Consider the following 16,921-nt stretch of genomic DNA (forward strand, 5'->3'; position numbering starts at 1 on the left):
CATGCCCATGCCGAATCGGTATAGGGCAGATAGGAGCGGCATTAGACGGTAGTGTCTCGTCAGCCAATGATGGCCGCCTTTTTGCGCCAATTCTCTTTTTCTGGCGCCTTCCATTACAACGCCAAAACTAGAACAACGGGGATATACATTCATGTCCAAGCCCAAGCTTAGTCTTGCCTGGCAGATTCTCATCGGTCTTGCCCTGGGAATTGCAGTCGGAGCGCTTCTCAACCACTTCAGCGGCGAAAAAGCCTGGTGGATCGACAATATTCTCAAGCCAGGCGGCGATATCTTCATTCGCCTGATCAAGATGATTGTCATACCCATCGTGATCTCCACCCTCATCGTAGGCATCGCCGGGGTAGGGGACTCGAAAAAGCTGGGGCGCATCGGCCTCAAGACCATCGTGTATTTTGAGATTGTCACCACGATTGCCATTGTGGTGGGACTGATGCTGGCCAACTTCTTCCAGCCTGGCTCGGGGATCGACATGTCTACCCTGGGTACGGTGGATATCTCCCAGTATCAGAAGACCACGCAGGAGGTTCAGCACGACCATGCGCTCGTGGCGACCATCCTCAACCTGATCCCTTCCAATATCTTTGCTGCGGTGGCCCGTGGCGAGATGCTGCCCATCATCTTTTTCTCGGTGATGTTCGGACTGGGCCTGGGCGCGCTGCCTGACAGTACGCGTGAGCCCGTGGTTCGTGTGTTCCAGGGCATTTCCGAAGCCATGTTCAAGGTTACCCACATGATCATGCGCTACGCGCCCATCGGTGTGTTCGCGCTGATTTCGGTAACCGTGGCCAACTTTGGTTTCTCCTCGCTGCTGCCGCTGGCCAAGCTGGTGATCCTGGTTTATGTCGCCATCCTGTTCTTTGCTCTGGTGGTGCTAGGACTGGTGGCCAGGCTGTTCGGCTTCTCGGTGATGAAGCTGATCCGCATCTTCAAGGACGAGCTAATTCTGGCGTATTCCACGGCCAGTTCCGAAACCGTACTGCCGCGTATCATCGAAAAAATGGAAGCCTACGGTGCGCCCAAGTCGATCAGCAGCTTTGTGGTTCCAACAGGGTATTCCTTCAATCTGGACGGCTCGACGCTGTATCAGAGCATTGCCGCCATTTTCATCGCCCAGCTCTATGGCATCGATCTGAGCCTTGGTCAGCAACTTCTGCTGGTCCTGACCCTGATGGTGACCTCCAAGGGCATCGCCGGTGTACCGGGTGTGTCCTTCGTGGTGCTGCTGGCTACCCTGGGCAGCGTGGGTATTCCATTGGAAGGTCTGGCATTCATTGCCGGCGTGGACCGCATCATGGACATGGCGCGTACGGCCCTGAACGTAATCGGTAATGCCCTGGCGGTTCTGGTTATTGCCCGTTGGGAAGGTTTGTACGACGCTGAAAAAGGCGAGCGTTACTGGAACTCCCTGCCGCATTGGCGTCATGATAAGACGCAGGCATACGGCAACATGACCAAGTCGGATATTGCACAATCCTGATCGAAAAGAAGCCGCTGAAAAGCGGCTTCTTTTTTGGGTGCAGATTGGTGACCGGCCCGTTTTTCGTCTGTCAGGATACCTTGCTGAGCGAGATGAATCCGATGTTTTCCAGGGCCGAAGCGATCATGGCACCGGTTTCTTCGAGTTGGCTGGCAAGGTCATCGCTCGAAACCCGCATTGACCACTCTTCTTCTTCAAGCGGCGGCCAGGGTTGTTCAGGGCTGGCCTCTACCTGATCCACTGCATTCAGGAAGGCACCCAGGTCTGGCAGGAAGACGGTATAGCCATCCCCCTTGAGCGCCATGGTACGAATGCCCAGCAAACGGCAGATTTCCGCCTTTGCGCCTACTTCTTCGCGGTCCGCCTGCCGGGAGCGCTCGATCAGAGCTGCCAGCTCTGTATCCATGAGGCGCCCTCCATGAATCAGCTCAGGGCCGGACTGCCAGGTTTCAGGCGCGCAGTCCTTTAAATCCGGGCGCAGCGGAATATGCGGATTGATTTCCATGGGGTAGATCCGGCAGACCAAGGGGCGACGCTCATAGATCGAACAGCGATTACTGTCGTCCAGGTTGCGGCACGGGCCAACGTTATACGCGGCGAAGGTGATAGAGACGTAGGCCTGTGTATTGCCGCAACGAACCGGTAGCGAACGGCGTTGTACATGCTCACGCTGGTTGACAGGCACTCCGTAGCCATTGTCCAGAAAGCCTTCGACCAGAATGATCAATTGGCCGCCATCGGTTGCCCAGGCCTTGGCTTCCTGAAGCGTCAAAGGGACGTGATGATCGTTGCAGCACTTGCCGCAGCCGTTACAGGCGAATCGAGTATTCATGTCGGACCCAGAACTGGTTGAACGAGCGGCGGAAAACAGGCACCGCCGCCAGGAAAACCTCTTCCGAGCAATTAGCGCGCCAGCCTTGCAAGGGCTGGCGAACCTGTTAGTGCTCGATCATCTCGCGGATACGAATGGCCAGCTTTTCCACGGCAAAGGGTTTGGTGACCATTTCCATACCGGGCTCCAGAAAGCCGCTCGCCAGCGTCGCGTTTTCAGCATAGCCGGTGATGAACAGAACCTTCAGGTCGCTGCGTAGCTCGCGGGCGGCATCAGCCAGCTGGCGACCGTTGAGGCCGGGCAAACCAATGTCGGTGATAAGCAGATCGATAGGCTGGGATGACTGAATGATCTTGAGCCCGGACGGTCCGTCATGGGCTTGCAAGGCCTTATAACCCAAGTCCTTGAGGACCTCGACGATCAGCTCGCGAACAATGGGCTCGTCCTCGACAATCAGCACCGTCTCGCCGTGCTCGGTGCGGTAGGCGTCGGTCAGGCCTGTTTCTTCACGATCCTCTTCGTGCGAGCCCTGAAAACGCGGCAGATACAGTTTTACCGTCGTACCGATGCCCACTTCAGAATAGATAGTGGCATGGCCCTCGGACTGACGAATGAAGCCATAGATCATCGACAGGCCAAGCCCCGTACCTTGCCCGATGGGCTTGGTCGTGAAGAAGGGATCAAATGCCCGCTCGATGACTTCCCTGGGCATGCCGACGCCGGTATCGGTTACGGAGATGCACACATACTGTCCAGGCTTTATGTTGCGCTGGCGTGACGTATAGGCCTGATCCAGATGGGCATTGCAGGTTTCGATCACGAGACGGCCGCCGTTGGGCATGGCATCGCGCGCATTGATCGCCAGATTGAGGATGGCGCTTTCCAGCTGGTTGGCATCGCATAGGGTGATCCACAACCCGCCCGCAGTGACCATCTCCATCTGAATGCTCTCGCCCAAGGTGCGATGCAGGAGGTCTTCCATCGAGACGACCAGCTTGTTTACATTGACCGGCTTGGGGTCCAGCGGCTGTCGGCGGGCAAAGGCCAGCAGGCGATGAGTCAGCGCGGCAGCTCGGTTGGCGGAGGTCATCGCGGCCTTGGCGTAACGCTCGATAGCCTCGACACGGCCCTGGGCCAGGCGGGTCTGCATGATATCGAGCGAGCCGATGATGCCGGTCAGCAGGTTGTTGAAATCATGGGCGATGCCACCCGTTAGCTGTCCCAACGCTTCCATTTTCTGCGACTGACGCAAGGCTTCTTCAGCCATTCGCAGCGCTTCGGCCTGCTCCTTTTCCGCGGTGATTTCTCGACCTACGGCATGGATGAGCGTGCCATCCGGAACGGCAATCCAGGACAGCCAGCCGTAGCTACCATCCTTGCGCAGGTATCGGTTTTCGAAGCGCATGGTGGTGATTCCCTTGGCGAGACTTTCTGTCTCGGCCAGGGTGCGCTGCCTGTCATCAGGATGGGTAAAGTCGAAGTAGGAGCGGCCAATCAACTCCTTTTCGTTCCAGCCAAACAGTGTTTTCCAGGCCGGGTTGGCCGCCGTAATGGTGCCATCGAAGCGGGCCACCAGCATGACGTCTGTTGACAGTCGCCACATCCGGTCCCGGTCGGCGGTGCGTTCGGCTACCTGCGCTTCCAGCGTCTCGTTCAGCTTGCGCAGTGCCTGCTCCGCCTCCAGGCGCTTGAGTACGGCCCCGGCCGCGCGCGCCAGCGCTTCAAGCGTAGCAATCTCGGCCGGTTCAGGCGTATGGAGTCTGGCCCAGTACGCGCCGATGGCAGCGGTAGCGCGTCCATCGCTGACCAGGGGCACCATCACAAGACTCTTGATGAAGGTAGGCGTGTAAAAGCGTTTGATCAGCCTCGGATCATCCTGCACATCGGGAATCACTGCTGTTTCCAGGTGAGTCATGGCCCAGCCGGAGATGCAGTCGGTAATGGCGAACCGTTGACCCTTCCACAGCGGTTCAGGCGTGATCTCGGCAGCATAGAAACACTGATCGCCTTCGCGCAGCACGATCGCGACCCCATCGGCATTGGAAAGCCGACGTGCTGCATGACTCACGATCTCGATCAGCTCCTCCAGCGTGTGGGCGGAAGGTGCTTTCTCGATGGCCTCGGACAGCAGCTCTAGGCGGTTGCTGCGCTCATGTGCCAATTGCTCGGCCCGCTTGCGTTCGGCCAACTCGTTCTGGGCCTTGCGGAAGAGACGGGCATTGTCGATGGCAATGGCCGCCTGACCGGCAATGCCATCCAGCAGGTATTCGTGCTCTTCGGTAAACATGCCGGGCTCGGCGTGGCCAAACAGCATGCCGCCCAGTACCTCGCCGGAGCGTGAAACCACCGGGACGGCCAAATAGCTGCGCACTGGCAAATGCCCTTCAGGCATTCCTGCATGGGGGGCGCTTTTTCCGTAACGGGGGTCCTGGGTGATGTCATCAGAGCGTACGATGCCCTCGCCCTTGAAGGTTGGCGCAAAGACGGCGGTGTTACGCGGCATGGGAAAATCAGCAAACGCTTCGCGCGGTACACCCGACAGCGCATACAGCATGTAACTTTCACCCTGCTCGTTCAGCACGTTGTAGAAGAACGCGCCGAACTGCGCATGAATCAACGCAACGGCTGCATCGGTCGCTTCCTGCACCAGCTTGTCCAGGTCCAGTTCGGCGGCCAGGCGGGCACCAATCCGGTTGAGAATTTCAAAGCGATCCACGTCTGGAGTGAGCGCATCCTGCGGCATGATTGAATTGAGTTCGACATCCAACATGTAAACGGCTCTACAACGGGGCAGGCAGAAACAAAGCCGCCGGCTAGCGGGACCTTGGGTATATGAGGAGGATGTTAGGCTGCTTGACGTGGCTTCGCTCTGTTAAAAACAGGCCGCAGGGCGCGCGTGGGCGATCAAGGCGCGCAGCTACTCATCAGGCTTACCAACAACTTCATCTACAGCCGATGGGCATTGGGCGCGGAATCTACTGGCAGGAGGGGAGGCTGGCAATACAGATCTGACGATCGTCACAGTTTTATGGTCTCAAACCATTTCGTTGTCAGGTGGGGGGATGGCCTCCAAAGAGGCCATCCAGATGCTTAGAAGCGCAAGCTCAGGTTGGCTTTGACATTCTGATCAGTGGTATCGCTGCTGAGCTGACCACCATAGCTGATCCCTACGCTGACCGTTTCATTCAGGGCCATATCCACTGCACCCTCGATAACGGCTGCGTTGCGAGCAATCGGTGCGCCTTCCAGGGTGAATGTATTGCCACCCTCGAACGCTGCCTTGTGCTCGGGCGTTACGTCACCAAAGGCATGCCGCCATCCGAGGGTTGCGCTGGGCTTGAGTTGTACCCTGCCAACCGACGCCGTAGTCGATGCACGCAAGCCCAGAGTGCTGAAGGTCACGTCTGTATCCTGGGATTTGTTATCCAGCGCCAGGGCACCGCTGCGCTCATGGAAACTGTCGGTATGCACTCGGACATGGGCAAGACCCGCGAAGGGCTCCAGCGTCACCTGATCCTGCCTGATCAGATAACCCAGTTCGCCAAACACCTGCGTGGTGCCTGCATCATAGTTGGGCGACAGCCGATCGGCACTGCCCAGAACGGACAGGGTGCGCTTGGCATCAATGTCATGCCAGGTGTGCGCCGCGCCCAGCTTCAGGCTCAGGGCATCCCATTGGGCGCCGGCGTACAGACCCAGATGATAGTTGTCGCTCTTGGACGAGCCCGAGATGTGGCGCAGGTCGAAGTCACTGTAGCTATAACCTGCCAGCGCGCCCAGGCGCCAGGTATCGTTAAGCGGTGCATCAGCGCCGAACAGGATGCCGGTGGTGTGCGTATCCAGACCTGAGACGTTATGTGTGCTGTCGGTCTTGCCCCAGGCGCCAAGGGCTTGCGTCCAGACCACACCTCTAGCGTTATCGCCCATCAGGTTCTGCATGCCCGGCGCGGTATCAGCTGCCGAGACCTGGGCATTATGCAGGCGATCCGTCATGGCGTTACGGACCAGACGGCTGTCCTCGACCAATGCTGTCTGGGTAGAGGCGTGCAGTTCATTCGACAGCGCACGGAAGGTCTGCTGCGCCGTCGCCGTGTCCAACTGTGCCACCTGATCCCACAACGCACTGCCAGCTACGACGCTATCCAGCCCAGCCGCAACGGCACGCTCGTTACGGGTCGTGCCCAGGGAGGCAAAGGTAGTGCTGTTGCGCTCCAGCGCCAACTCAACACCATTGGCAGAGTAGCTGAGCGTGGGCGTCAGAAAGGCATAGTTTGAGGTGACGTTGGCAAAGGTGCCCGTAACCCCGCCATTGGCTGTCAGGATGGAATAACGCGTCAAGGGTTGCCAGTTGCCGCTCTGGACCAGCGACAGCGTGCTGTTATCGATCGTAGCGCTACCGGTCGCGACGATGCGATCCGTCTGGCCGGCCTCGTTGGTTTCAACCTGATAGACCGCTCCATTGGCGAGCGTGACATTACCGTTCACGTTCAACTGTCCGACGGAATTTCCGGGCGCGACGATGCCGCCCTGGGCCACGACGAGGGTGCCGACCGTACCGTTGCCACCCAGGGTCGAGCCCTGGTTGACGGTAACGGCAGAGTTGGCGAGGCTGCCGTTCACGGCCAGGCGGCCTTCGTTGACTGCTGTGGTACCCGAAAAGCTGCTATTGCCGGTCAGGTCCAGCGAGCCGGCTCCGGTCTTGATCAGCGAGCCGTTACCGGCAAGGGTGTTGCCCATCGTATCGTCGACGGACTGGTCCAGTACAAGGGTGGCGTTGTTGGTGATGGCACCGCTGCCAAACGCGCGGGCATAGCCCCTGAGCGTACCGCCATTGATCATCGTGCCGCCGGTATAGGTATTTTCGCCACTTAGCGTCAGCTCGCCGGTGCCATTCTTGATCAGCCCACCGCTACCGCTGATGTTATTTCGCCAGGCATCCTTGGCGTTGAAGCCGCCGAGGCTGGCATCCATGTTGACCGTTACGTCGGAGGTGAAGGCCCCGTAACCATCACCAGCCGCCAACAGGTTCAAGCGGCCATAGCCGTTGGACTCATCGATGACCACATAGCCGGACGAGATTTCGGTACTGGCCAGCACATCACGACGCTGGCTGGCGTCCAGATAGGGGAAGCGGGTTTCCAGCAGCACTTCGGCATTGACCGGCACGATGGGCGCAAGGTCTGTCGGGCCTACCGGCGCAAAGCCATAGGTCATGCGTGAGGTATACAGCGCCTTGTCCTGCGCATGTTGCGAGAAGCGGTCCGTTGCCGGGTCGATTGGATCCATGCAGTTGTTGATATCGCCACCGCACTGCTCGGTGAAGTATGCCTGCGCCTGCTGAAAGGCCTCGTTGCGAAGTTGGGCGTTATTGGTGAGGTTGTCGATCGCAAAGTAGGTCGCGGTGATACGGCCGCCTATTACATCGAACGGCGAATGCATACCTGCGACGATCCGGTTGTTACCTACCTCCGAGGCGCGCAGCATCAGTTCTTCGAAGCGCTGCGGGATGGCATAGCTCAGGGCAATCGAGGAAAGATAGGCCGCGTTGGTATGTCCACTGGGAAAGCCGCCGTCCGTTTCTGGAGTGCTGCTGCGAGCCGGCCGCAGGGAGGGCTGAATAATCTCTTCCTGGGTCTGGCGCCAGGGGCGAGGGTACTGATAGGCATTCTTGGCGGGTGTAGTGGATGCATCGTTGCGCACCGCACCGACCAGCTGGACAACCTTGCCCAGGGCGGATGAGGTCTCGCCTGCACCGTTGCCCTTGTCGTCGTATTTGACGGTCTGGTTGGAGTCGTCGAACGTGGTGATGGTGGTAAAGGCACCGGAACCTGCGCGGTATCCGTCCGCCAGTGAGCCCAGCCCATCGATGGCGCTATAGCTCTGGTTGCGACGGTCATCGTAATAGGCTGCGATTTCCTGCTCACGTGTCCGAGTATGGGAAAGGTCCACAACATACTGAACGTTACGCTGAAGAATCGGTGCCCCCAGCACGGTCGGCGTACCGGTATTCCACGTGGCGCCGGGTGTCCAGAGCGTGTTGAAGCCAGACAGCAGGTCCACACCGTTGATGGCGTTGTTATCGGCACGACCGGCCGCTTGTACTGATGCAGCCAACAGGGACAGAACGAACGATGAAGCGACCACACACGAACTGACGTTTGACGGTCTCACTAACGACTCCTTTCATGTATCCGAAGCTTTACGAAAAGGTACAAAGCGGTACAAAGGTCGAGGAGCGTACGTAGCCAGCTTTTCAGTTCTGTGGCGAGAACATGACAATTGGGTTGTGCGATGACGTTTAGGCGGCCATGAAAAAGCCCGGTCTAAACCGGGCTTCATGCTGACGCAGGCTGATTACTGCTGACCGAATACGCGCGTCAGGTGCGCCTTGTATTCGGCCTGATGACGCTCGATGTCCGGCGCCTTGATGACATCATTCGCCAGATAGGTCGGCAGGGCCTCAAGGCCTACAAACTGCTGCGACTTGTGGAAGGGGAAGTACACACCGTCCACACCTTTGCCCTCGAAGAAGTTGCCCGGCTCGTCGAACGCTTCACGCGGTGCGTTCCAGGTCAGGGACAGCATGTAGCGACGGCCCTGCAGCAGGCCACCGGTGCCGTACTGCTTGGTAGGATCGCTACGGGTACGACCGTCGTTGGCATATAGAGAGCCGTGGCCGGCGGTCAGGACCTCGTCCAGATACTTCTTGACGGTCCAGGGGGCGCCCATCCACCACCCCGGCATCTGATAAATGATGGCATCAGCCCATAGGTACTTCTGGACTTCAGCCTCAACATCGTAACCCGACTCGATCACGGTTTCCTTGACGGTATGACCCAGCTCGCTCAGATGGCCTACAGCCAGAGTGTGCAGGGTTTCGTTATAACGCCCTGCGGAATGGGCGAACGATTTGCCGCCATTGATCAACAAGATATTCATGAAAGCTCCCACTTAAACGGGTAGGGCGCAAAAGGGGTGCGCCAGAAAGCGGTACAGTGTCCTCCGCACATGCTTGTCGTTAAAGTAGATAAACTGGAAAAGATAATTGATTTGAAATCAAGAATGGCGGACGAAGGCAGGCATGAAAACCACGCTGGAAGAACATCTGGTATTCAAGACCGTTGTCGAAACGGGTTCCATAACCGCAGCGGCCGACCAGTTGGGACAAACCGTTTCGGGCGTGAGTCGCGCTCTTAGCCGCCTCGAGCAAAAGCTTGACACCACTCTGTTACGTCGCACGACCCGGCGTCTGGAGCTTACCGATGAGGGACGGCATTTCCTGACCCAGGTCCGTGCCATACTGGCCTCGGTCGATGAGGCCGAGGAGCAACTGGCGATCCGGCGGCAACGGCCGGCAGGCCGTTTGCGGGTAAATGCGGCACCGTCCTTCATGTATCACGTTGTCGTCCCGTTGGTGGGTCTGTTCCGTGAACAGTATCCCGGCATTACGCTGGAGCTGGACACGAATGACCGCTTCATCGACCTGCTGGAACAGCGCACGGATGTTGCCATCCGGATCGGCGAATTGCGTGACTCTACTCTGCACGCGCGACCGTTGGGGCAGAGCAGGCTCGGCCTGCTGGCCAGCCCGGGCTACCTGAATAGGCATGGGACACCGCTTGCTGTCGCTGACCTGCATAAACATACCTTGATCGGTTTCAGCCAGCTTGATCACCTCAATCAGTGGCCGCTACCAAACGAGCGAGGTGCTACGCTGGCGGTTTCGCCCGATATATCCGCCTCAAGCGGGATGACGATTCAGGCATTGGCACTGGCCGGACAAGGAATTGTGTGCCTGGCAGACTACATGACACGGTCGGCTCGCGAGCAGGGTCTGCTTGTTCCGATCATGAGGGATCAGGTGCAGGACTCCTTTCAGATCATCAATGCGGTTTACTACCGCAATACCCAACTCTCACTGCGGATCACGCTGTTTCTGGACTTTATTGCAGAGCATTTGCGCGAGCGCTTGTAGCGTCTGTCGACCGGTAGCGATTGCTGTTCAGGCACTTCGGCCCGAATACAGCCTCCTAATAAAATGTTATCCAGAACAGGTGATGCCTATGAGCAACGCCTGTCCGTGCCTCGAAGGAGTTTGCCATGTACCGGATCGGCTTTGCCTGCAATTACCGCCATCCCGACAGAAGCCTGCCTGCAAAAGAGATCGAAGCCATCGAGCGGCTCTACAATGGCAAGACCACCACGCTACGTTGGCTGTCCAGCCAGACAACCGAGGCGGCCGAAGAGAAGCTGCTCTATGTGATCGAGCACAATCTTCAGGCCCAGATGCGTCTGTTGCAGTATGTCAATTCCTTGCCGGCTCACCTGCACATGATGCGCATGAGCAGCGATATCCTGCCGTTCTACAGCCATCCCAGTTATGCCTATTTCTACGACTCCACGGCTATCCGGGATTTCATCTCCGAACAGTTCCAAGGTATCGGTGACTATGCGCGTACCCATGACATTCGCCTCTCCATGCACCCGGGGCAGTATTGCGTGCTGGCCTCGGATAACCCGGATACGGTGGAAAACAGCATCCGCGAATTTGAATACCACGCCGATATGATCCGCATGATGGGCTATGGACGGCAGTTTCAGGATTTCAAATGCAATATCCACATTGCGGGCAAGCTGGGCGTCGAAGGCATCCTGCATATCTGGCCGCGCCTGTCAGACGTGGCCCGCAACTGCATTACCTTTGAGAACGAAGAAAAGAAATACGGTGTCGACGCCTGCCTTGAGCTAGCCGACCACGCTCCGGTCGTTCTGGATATCCACCACTGCTGGATTCACGAAGGTCGCTACATCGACCGTCATGACCCACGGGTAAAGCGCATCGTCGAAAGCTGGCGGGGCGTACGTCCGGCCATGCACTACTCACAGTCCCAGGAAATGTTGATGGAGCTGGGCATCTCGGCTGACGAGAAGATTGAAATGGAACAGCTGCTGACTAAGGTCAACAAGCGTGACCTGTATGGTCACAGTGACCGGATGTGGAACCGCTGGTGTAACGAATACGCCAAGTCATTTCTGGACGAGTTCGACATCATGTTCGAAGCCAAGCACAAAAACCTCGCCGTGATCGATTTCTACGAACAATACATGGTTCAAAAAGCTGCCTAGGTCTCAAACCTGGACACTCTCCGGTTTCTGGCCTGCAAAGCCCCGTAAGCTGGCTATAGTCACTAAAACAATAATAAGAGGAGCACTGCCATGCCTGAACTCGCCCGTCGTGAATTCTGGAAAGAACTCCAGCCGATTCCCAACAGCTTGAAGCCCGATGCCAGGCCTGAGGTCTACATCGAGGACGCGCCGACAGAAGACGAGCGCTATTACGTGCCGTTTACCGATACCGTCTCGAGTCGCCCGTTATGGATCTCGCCCTCCGAGAACAAGTGGTGCGATGTCCTCATGGCCAAACAGGCGGGCCTGGTGAACCGTCATTACCATCCCCATGAGGTTTTTGCCTATACCATCTCTGGAAAGTGGGGCTACCTGGAGCATGGCTGGACGGCCAGAGCCGGCGACTTCGTTTACGAAACGCCTGGCGAGGGGCATACGCTGGTGGCTTATGATTATGATGAGCCGATGCGGGTCTTCTTTATCGTCAAGGGCCCTCTGATCTGGCTGGATCAGGACGGCAACGCCGCGGGCTATTTCGATGTACACGACTATATCAAGCTCTGCCGGGAGCATTTCGAGCGCGTCGGTATCGGCGCAGATTACGTCGATACCTTGTTCCGCTAGGTAAAAGCGCCCTGCGATCCTGCCTTGCAGGGCGCTACGTCATACCGGGACGTTCATATTGATACGACGCCATACCGCTTCAGCAAAGCTGTAGACCGCAAAGGCGATCAACCCCAGCGCAACCACCAGCAGAATGATATGGCCGAAAGGCAAGTTCTGAAGCCCTTTGAGAGCCTCCTTGATTCCCGGTGGGTGCATTGCATCGTAGCGTGAGCCACTGACAGCCAGCAGTACGGCAATCTCGATAAAGGCCACCCCCCGTGCAATCAGTCCGAATCGGGAGACGGGGCGTACCATGCGCATGACACCTTCATCCGCCTCGAAATACCGTTCGAAGGAGGCCTTCCACCCCTTAATGATATGGGCAATGCCTACACCCAGCGGAATCAGGGCTATCAGCCGTATCACTATATTGGAGTGGTCCCAGCTGAGCAGGTGTGAAAGAAAGTCCTGTGCCTGACCACCACCTCCAGAGCCTCCGCCCTCACCAGAAGTTTTGAAACCGCTGATCAGAAGGCCCAGGGCGAAGAGCGCCAGGAGGACATATGTCACGCCACTGGCGAGGAGTCCTGTACGGATCGTTAATCCTTTGAGATCCGTGCCGTGATGATCCGAATCTCGTAGAGCCTGTACGGCACGCCAGGCTGCAAAGGCTGCAAGCCCGATCACCACAATCCAGAGCAGGGTACTGCCGGACGGTTGCGCCAATACGGTTTGCAGGCTCTGATGACTGTCGACGGGTTGTCCTGAGCCTATGGCTGCCAGTAACGCGAAGCCACCGATAATGAGGTACACCACGCCTCGGGCAGCGTAGCCACCACGGGCCAGCCAGGTAAGGCCTCGGTTGGGAGTCATGCTGATTAGGTTTCCTGTAGTTAGGAGGGATACAGGAAAAGACCCGGCGACTGAGGCGGCGGTTCGCATTCACGGCTGGGGTAGCAAGCCAAACGGACGAAAGGCGACTGGCCAGTATTTGTAGGAAAAAGCTTACAAGGACTCTCAGCGGTTGGCTCTAGGGGAAGCGAAGGGAGAGGCGTAATCTATTTACATCGGAGCAGCGCACGGAAGCGCTCATGGTAGATCAAGGATCCGATATGACCGCCAGGATGGCAGCTTGACAGGATGTCGAGCATGGTCAACGAAACCCCGCTACGGCGGGGTTTTTCCGTTTCACCGCTGTTTAGCGGTCTATTTTCCGGGTCAGTCGACGTTCCAGACCGACGCGTCCTTTGTACGTCCTGCCCTCATCGATCCATCCTTCGGTTAAATAGAGCCCCAGCGCCGATACATTGTGGGCGTCTACTGCCAGTTGAATATGCCGGATATCGGGCCACTGCCTGCAGACCAGCTCGGGAAGCGCCCGCAGGCAGGCTTTGCCCAGCCCTCGGCCCTGTGCGCGAGCCGCGATTTGCAAGGCATGGAGCGAGCAGGCATCGGCGCTGACCCACTGGGGAGACAGGGGAGGCCGCTTGAGTAGAAACAGACCTGCCGGCAGGCCTGCTTCCAATAGGGCGAACCCTTGTACATGCCGAGGTGACTGCCCCTCAAGACTCACCAGTGCAGCCTCAGGCGTGCCTGAAAAGGCTATCTGCTCAGGGTGTAATTCAAGGCTGAGCAGCGCCTGGCGCTGGGTATCGTCAAGGGCGGTAATGGCTTCAATCAAAAGAGGGCCATCATTTCGTCGGACCTTTGAACCGTTAATGACCACTATCAATCCTGTCGATTTCTCAAGGTATCAATCACAGCGTACTGTGAAGCCTGGCTTAAGAGTAGATAGAGGTCCTTATGCCCATTGTTCAAATCATGTCAGTAGTAGGCAGTGCCGTACCTGCTGCGCTTCGGGAGGCCGGGTTTATGGTCTGCTGGTATCTGGTACGCAATGGCGAGCGCATCAGTGGTCCGTTCACGACGCGTCAGGAGGCACAAGTGCAAATGAGTACCTTGGCCGAGTTGCATACCGTCGCCTGATCAGGCGGTTCGTTTCAGCATTTCCCAGAGCCTGGGGTCGTTGAAGTCTGCTATTGCCAGATCGGCGCCGGCTGCCAGCAGTTCATCGGCTGTCAGTGTTGAGGTAATACCGACCGTAACGATTCCGGCAGCCTTGGCTGCCGTCAGGCCGGGAATAGAGTCCTCGAAAACCAGCGCCTGCCGGGGCTGGATCTCCAGCGTATTCAACGCAGTGGTATAGGGAAGGGGATCCGGCTTCGAACGTTCCAGCTCTTCACCCAGCACGACCAGGGGAAAGCGGTTTTCCAGTCCAAGCGCCTTGAGCATGTGGTGGACATTGGCACGCGGGGCATTGGTCACGATCGCGCGTTTCCATCCCTGTTGGTCCGCGTAGCTCAACAACGTTTCAAGGCCAGCGGTGGGCTCGAGTGTATTGGCTAACTCACGCAGCAAGGCTTCCTTTTCGTTTGCAATCACCGTGTGCTCATCGGGCGTCTTGTCTGGATAGAGGTCTTTGCAAACTGCGTCGTTGGCGCGACCCGAGATGTGACGCCTGAAGTCCTCTTCATTCAAGTTGCGTCCCTCGCGGGCCAGGAGTTGCTTCCAGGCCTGGTAATGAACCGGATCGGTATCAGTCAGAGTCCCGTCGAGATCGAATATCAGTGTATTGAGCATCAGCATGTCCTGAATGGCTTCAAGGATGAGCCTGAAAGGACTCAGGCTCACCGAGAGGGAGGTGGCTTACCAGATCTTGATACGTTTATCCGGGGGCAGGTACATCTGGTCGTCTGGCTTGACGTCATAGGCCTCGTAGAAACCAGGCACGTTGCTCAGCACCCCATTGGTGCGGTATTGCGCCGGTGAGTGCGGGTCGGTTTTCAGACGATTGAGCAGGTTCTGTTGTGTGTACTTGGTGCACCAGACCTGCGCCCATCCGGTAAAGAAGCGCTGTTCGGCCGTCATGCCGTCAATGACAGGGGCAGGTTTGCCATTCAATGACAGGTGATACGCCGAGTAGGAGATCGTTACGCCACCCAGGTCGGCAATATTTTCACCCAAGGTAAAGCGGCCATTGATGTGATAGCCCGGTACCGGCTCATAGGCCGAGTACTGTTCAGCCAGCGCTGTCGCACGCTTTGCGAAGCGCTCGCGGTCCGTCTTGGTCCACCATTCCCGCAGATTGCCGTCGCCATCGAACTGCGAGCCCTGATCATCGAAACCATGACTGATTTCGTGGCCGATGACTGCACCGATACCACCGTAATTGACAGCATCTTCTGCCTGCATGTTGAAGAAGGGCGGTTGCAGGATGGCGGCCGGGAAGACGATCTCGTTACGCAGCGGGTTGTAATAGGCGTTGACTGTTTGTGGCGTCATGCCCCACTCATCCGGATCGACCGGCTTGCCGAGTTTGGCAAGGTTGCGCTGATACTCGAATGTCTGGGCCCGCTGCAGGTTGCCGATCAGGTCATCCGGGGCGATGTGCAAGGATGAGTAGTCACGCCACTGGTTGGGGTACCCGATCTTGTAGGTGAACTTCGCCAGCTTGGCCTTGGCTGCCTGGCGGGTGTCTTCGCTCATCCAGTCCAGCTTATCCATAGCCTGCCCATAGGCGGCGATGAGGTTGCGAACCAGCGCCTCCATGCGGGCCTTGTTTTCCGGCGGAAAATGACGCGCGACATATTCCTTGCCCAGAGCTTCACCCAGGCTGCCTTCAACCGCACTTACGCCACGCTTCCATCGTGGACGCTGCTCCTTGGCGCCGTTCAGGGTCTGCTGGAAGAATGCGAAATCCTCCTGGGCATAGGCGTGCGGTAGTGCCTGGGCATAGGCATGCAGGACGTGCCACTTGAGATAGGTTTTCCAGGTGGAGAGCGGTGTGGATGTCAAGAGCTTGCCAAGCCCCGTGATGTAGCTGGGCTGCTCGACAATGATCGGATGCTGACCGACAAAGCCGGTCTCCTTCAGGTACGACGGCCAGTCGATGGCACGGGTCAGCGTACGCAGTTGGGTGGGCTCATAGGCATTGTAGGTCTTGATGGGGTCGCGGTTGTCGACTTTGTCCCACTGGGCCAAGGCGATCTGCTTTTCCAGTGCAGCCACTTTGCGGGCACTACCGGCAGGGTCAGGGAGGTTGGCCAGGTCCAACATGCGCTGCACGTGCGAAACGAAGCCGGAGCGGATCTCGGCGAATGACGTGTCATCGATCAGGTAGTAATCCCGGTCGGGCAGGCTGAGACCGGACTGGGCAATCTCGGCTACGTATCGCTTGGAGTCCTTAGCATCCTGGGTGACATAGGGTTCGAGCGGAACATCGATACCCAGCTGCTGGAGGCGGACCATTGTGATGAGCAGCGAGCGACGATCATGAATGGAGTCGATAGCATCGAACGCACCCTGCAAGGGTTTGAGTCCCTGCGCCTCGATGGCGGCTTCATTCATGAAGGAGGCATATAGGTCGCCGATTTTCTGCTCGTCGCTGCCAGTAGCCTTGTCGGGCTTGGCGGCCAGCGCCTCGATGATGGCGTGCAGCTGTTTCTCGGTGGTATCGGCAATGGCATGGAAGGCGCCGTAGCTGGTCTTGTCGGCCGGGATAGGGGTGTTTTTCAACCATTGACCGTTGATGGCGTTGAAAAAATCATCCTGAGGCCGGACGCCGGGATCGAAGTTCTCCTTCTTGATGCCGGACTGCAGCGTGTTGGCAGGGGTTTGGGGCTGGACAAATTCCGATTTACCGCAGGCGCTCAACGCCAGTACACAAACGGCGCCGGCAAAGATATGTCTCATGGGATCTCCATTGGGATTAGCGGTCACGCACGTGACTATAACGGGCTCGCTTATGGCGAGGCCAACGGCTTTGCAAGGGCGGGGCCAGGCACTGCCGAGGGCGTATC

At 57.7% G+C, this 16,921-nt stretch carries 13 protein-coding genes; 5 read left to right on the forward strand and 8 right to left on the reverse strand.

The window, feature by feature from the left end:
* Positions 1-151 precede the first annotated feature (151 nt).
* Positions 152-1,498: a glutamate/aspartate:proton symporter GltP gene (gltP, locus tag GM154_RS04025; RefSeq protein WP_219651074.1), complete on the forward strand. Its 1,347-nt coding sequence runs from the start codon at positions 152-154 to the stop codon at positions 1,496-1,498.
* Positions 1,499-1,568: 70 nt separating this feature from the next.
* On the opposite strand, the gene GM154_RS04030 is transcribed toward gltP, so the two are convergent.
* The 4 genes from GM154_RS04030 to GM154_RS04045 form a co-directional block, all read right to left on the reverse strand.
* Complete coding sequence (locus tag GM154_RS04030; RefSeq protein ID WP_010795745.1) at positions 1,569-2,330, reverse strand: YkgJ family cysteine cluster protein; 762 nt, start codon at positions 2,328-2,330, stop codon at positions 1,569-1,571.
* A 106-nt stretch (positions 2,331-2,436) separates the two neighbouring features.
* The gene (locus tag GM154_RS04035; RefSeq protein WP_219651075.1) at positions 2,437-5,100 is read right to left on the reverse strand and encodes a GAF domain-containing protein; all 2,664 of its coding nucleotides are present in this window, start codon (positions 5,098-5,100) and stop codon (positions 2,437-2,439) included.
* A gap of 320 nt (positions 5,101-5,420) precedes the next feature.
* Complete coding sequence (locus GM154_RS04040; RefSeq protein WP_308460587.1) at positions 5,421-8,501, reverse strand: autotransporter domain-containing protein; 3,081 nt, start codon at positions 8,499-8,501, stop codon at positions 5,421-5,423.
* 183 nt (positions 8,502-8,684) lie between these two features.
* The gene (locus GM154_RS04045) at positions 8,685-9,269 is read right to left on the reverse strand and encodes an NAD(P)H-dependent oxidoreductase (protein WP_010795742.1); all 585 of its coding nucleotides are present in this window, start codon (positions 9,267-9,269) and stop codon (positions 8,685-8,687) included.
* A 142-nt stretch (positions 9,270-9,411) separates the two neighbouring features.
* On the opposite strand from GM154_RS04045, the gene GM154_RS04050 reads away from it, so the two are divergent.
* The 3 genes from GM154_RS04050 (at position 9,412) to GM154_RS04060 (ending at position 12,080) form a co-directional block, all read left to right on the forward strand.
* A complete protein-coding gene (locus GM154_RS04050; protein WP_074822125.1) occupies positions 9,412-10,305 on the forward strand; it encodes a LysR substrate-binding domain-containing protein in 894 nt (297 codons plus the stop codon).
* Between the two features lie 125 nt (positions 10,306-10,430).
* Positions 10,431-11,456, forward strand: coding sequence for a UV DNA damage repair endonuclease UvsE (gene uvsE, locus GM154_RS04055; RefSeq protein ID WP_219651076.1), 1,026 nt, complete (start codon positions 10,431-10,433; stop codon positions 11,454-11,456).
* Between the two features lie 90 nt (positions 11,457-11,546).
* Positions 11,547-12,080 (forward strand): 2,4'-dihydroxyacetophenone dioxygenase family protein, encoded by a 534-nt coding sequence (locus tag GM154_RS04060; RefSeq protein WP_010795739.1) that lies wholly within the window; start codon positions 11,547-11,549, stop codon positions 12,078-12,080.
* A gap of 39 nt (positions 12,081-12,119) precedes the next feature.
* Here GM154_RS04060 and GM154_RS04065 read toward each other — a convergent pair whose 3' ends face one another.
* Together GM154_RS04065 and GM154_RS04070 are read right to left on the reverse strand one after the other, a co-directional pair.
* On the reverse strand, positions 12,120-12,935 hold the full coding sequence (locus GM154_RS04065; protein WP_219651077.1) for a DUF1206 domain-containing protein: 816 nt from the start codon (positions 12,933-12,935) through the stop codon (positions 12,120-12,122).
* A gap of 325 nt (positions 12,936-13,260) precedes the next feature.
* Entirely contained in the window at positions 13,261-13,743 is a 483-nt protein-coding gene (locus tag GM154_RS04070; protein ID WP_219651078.1) for an N-acetyltransferase, read from the reverse strand.
* Between the two features lie 122 nt (positions 13,744-13,865).
* Between GM154_RS04070 and GM154_RS04075 the strand changes: the two genes are divergently transcribed.
* Entirely contained in the window at positions 13,866-14,048 is a 183-nt protein-coding gene (locus GM154_RS04075; RefSeq protein ID WP_010795736.1) for a hypothetical protein, read from the forward strand.
* On the opposite strand, the gene GM154_RS04080 is transcribed toward GM154_RS04075, so the two are convergent.
* Entirely contained in the window at positions 14,049-14,702 is a 654-nt protein-coding gene (locus GM154_RS04080; protein WP_219651079.1) for an HAD family phosphatase, read from the reverse strand. It abuts the gene before it with no gap.
* A 66-nt stretch (positions 14,703-14,768) separates the two neighbouring features.
* Complete coding sequence (locus GM154_RS04085; protein WP_258019709.1) at positions 14,769-16,814, reverse strand: M13 family metallopeptidase; 2,046 nt, start codon at positions 16,812-16,814, stop codon at positions 14,769-14,771.
* Between the last annotated feature and the right edge of the window lie 107 nt (positions 16,815-16,921).

The organism is Pseudomonas sp. MAG002Y, assembly GCF_019400845.1.
Classification (GTDB): domain Bacteria; phylum Pseudomonadota; class Gammaproteobacteria; order Pseudomonadales; family Pseudomonadaceae; genus Chryseomonas; species Chryseomonas luteola.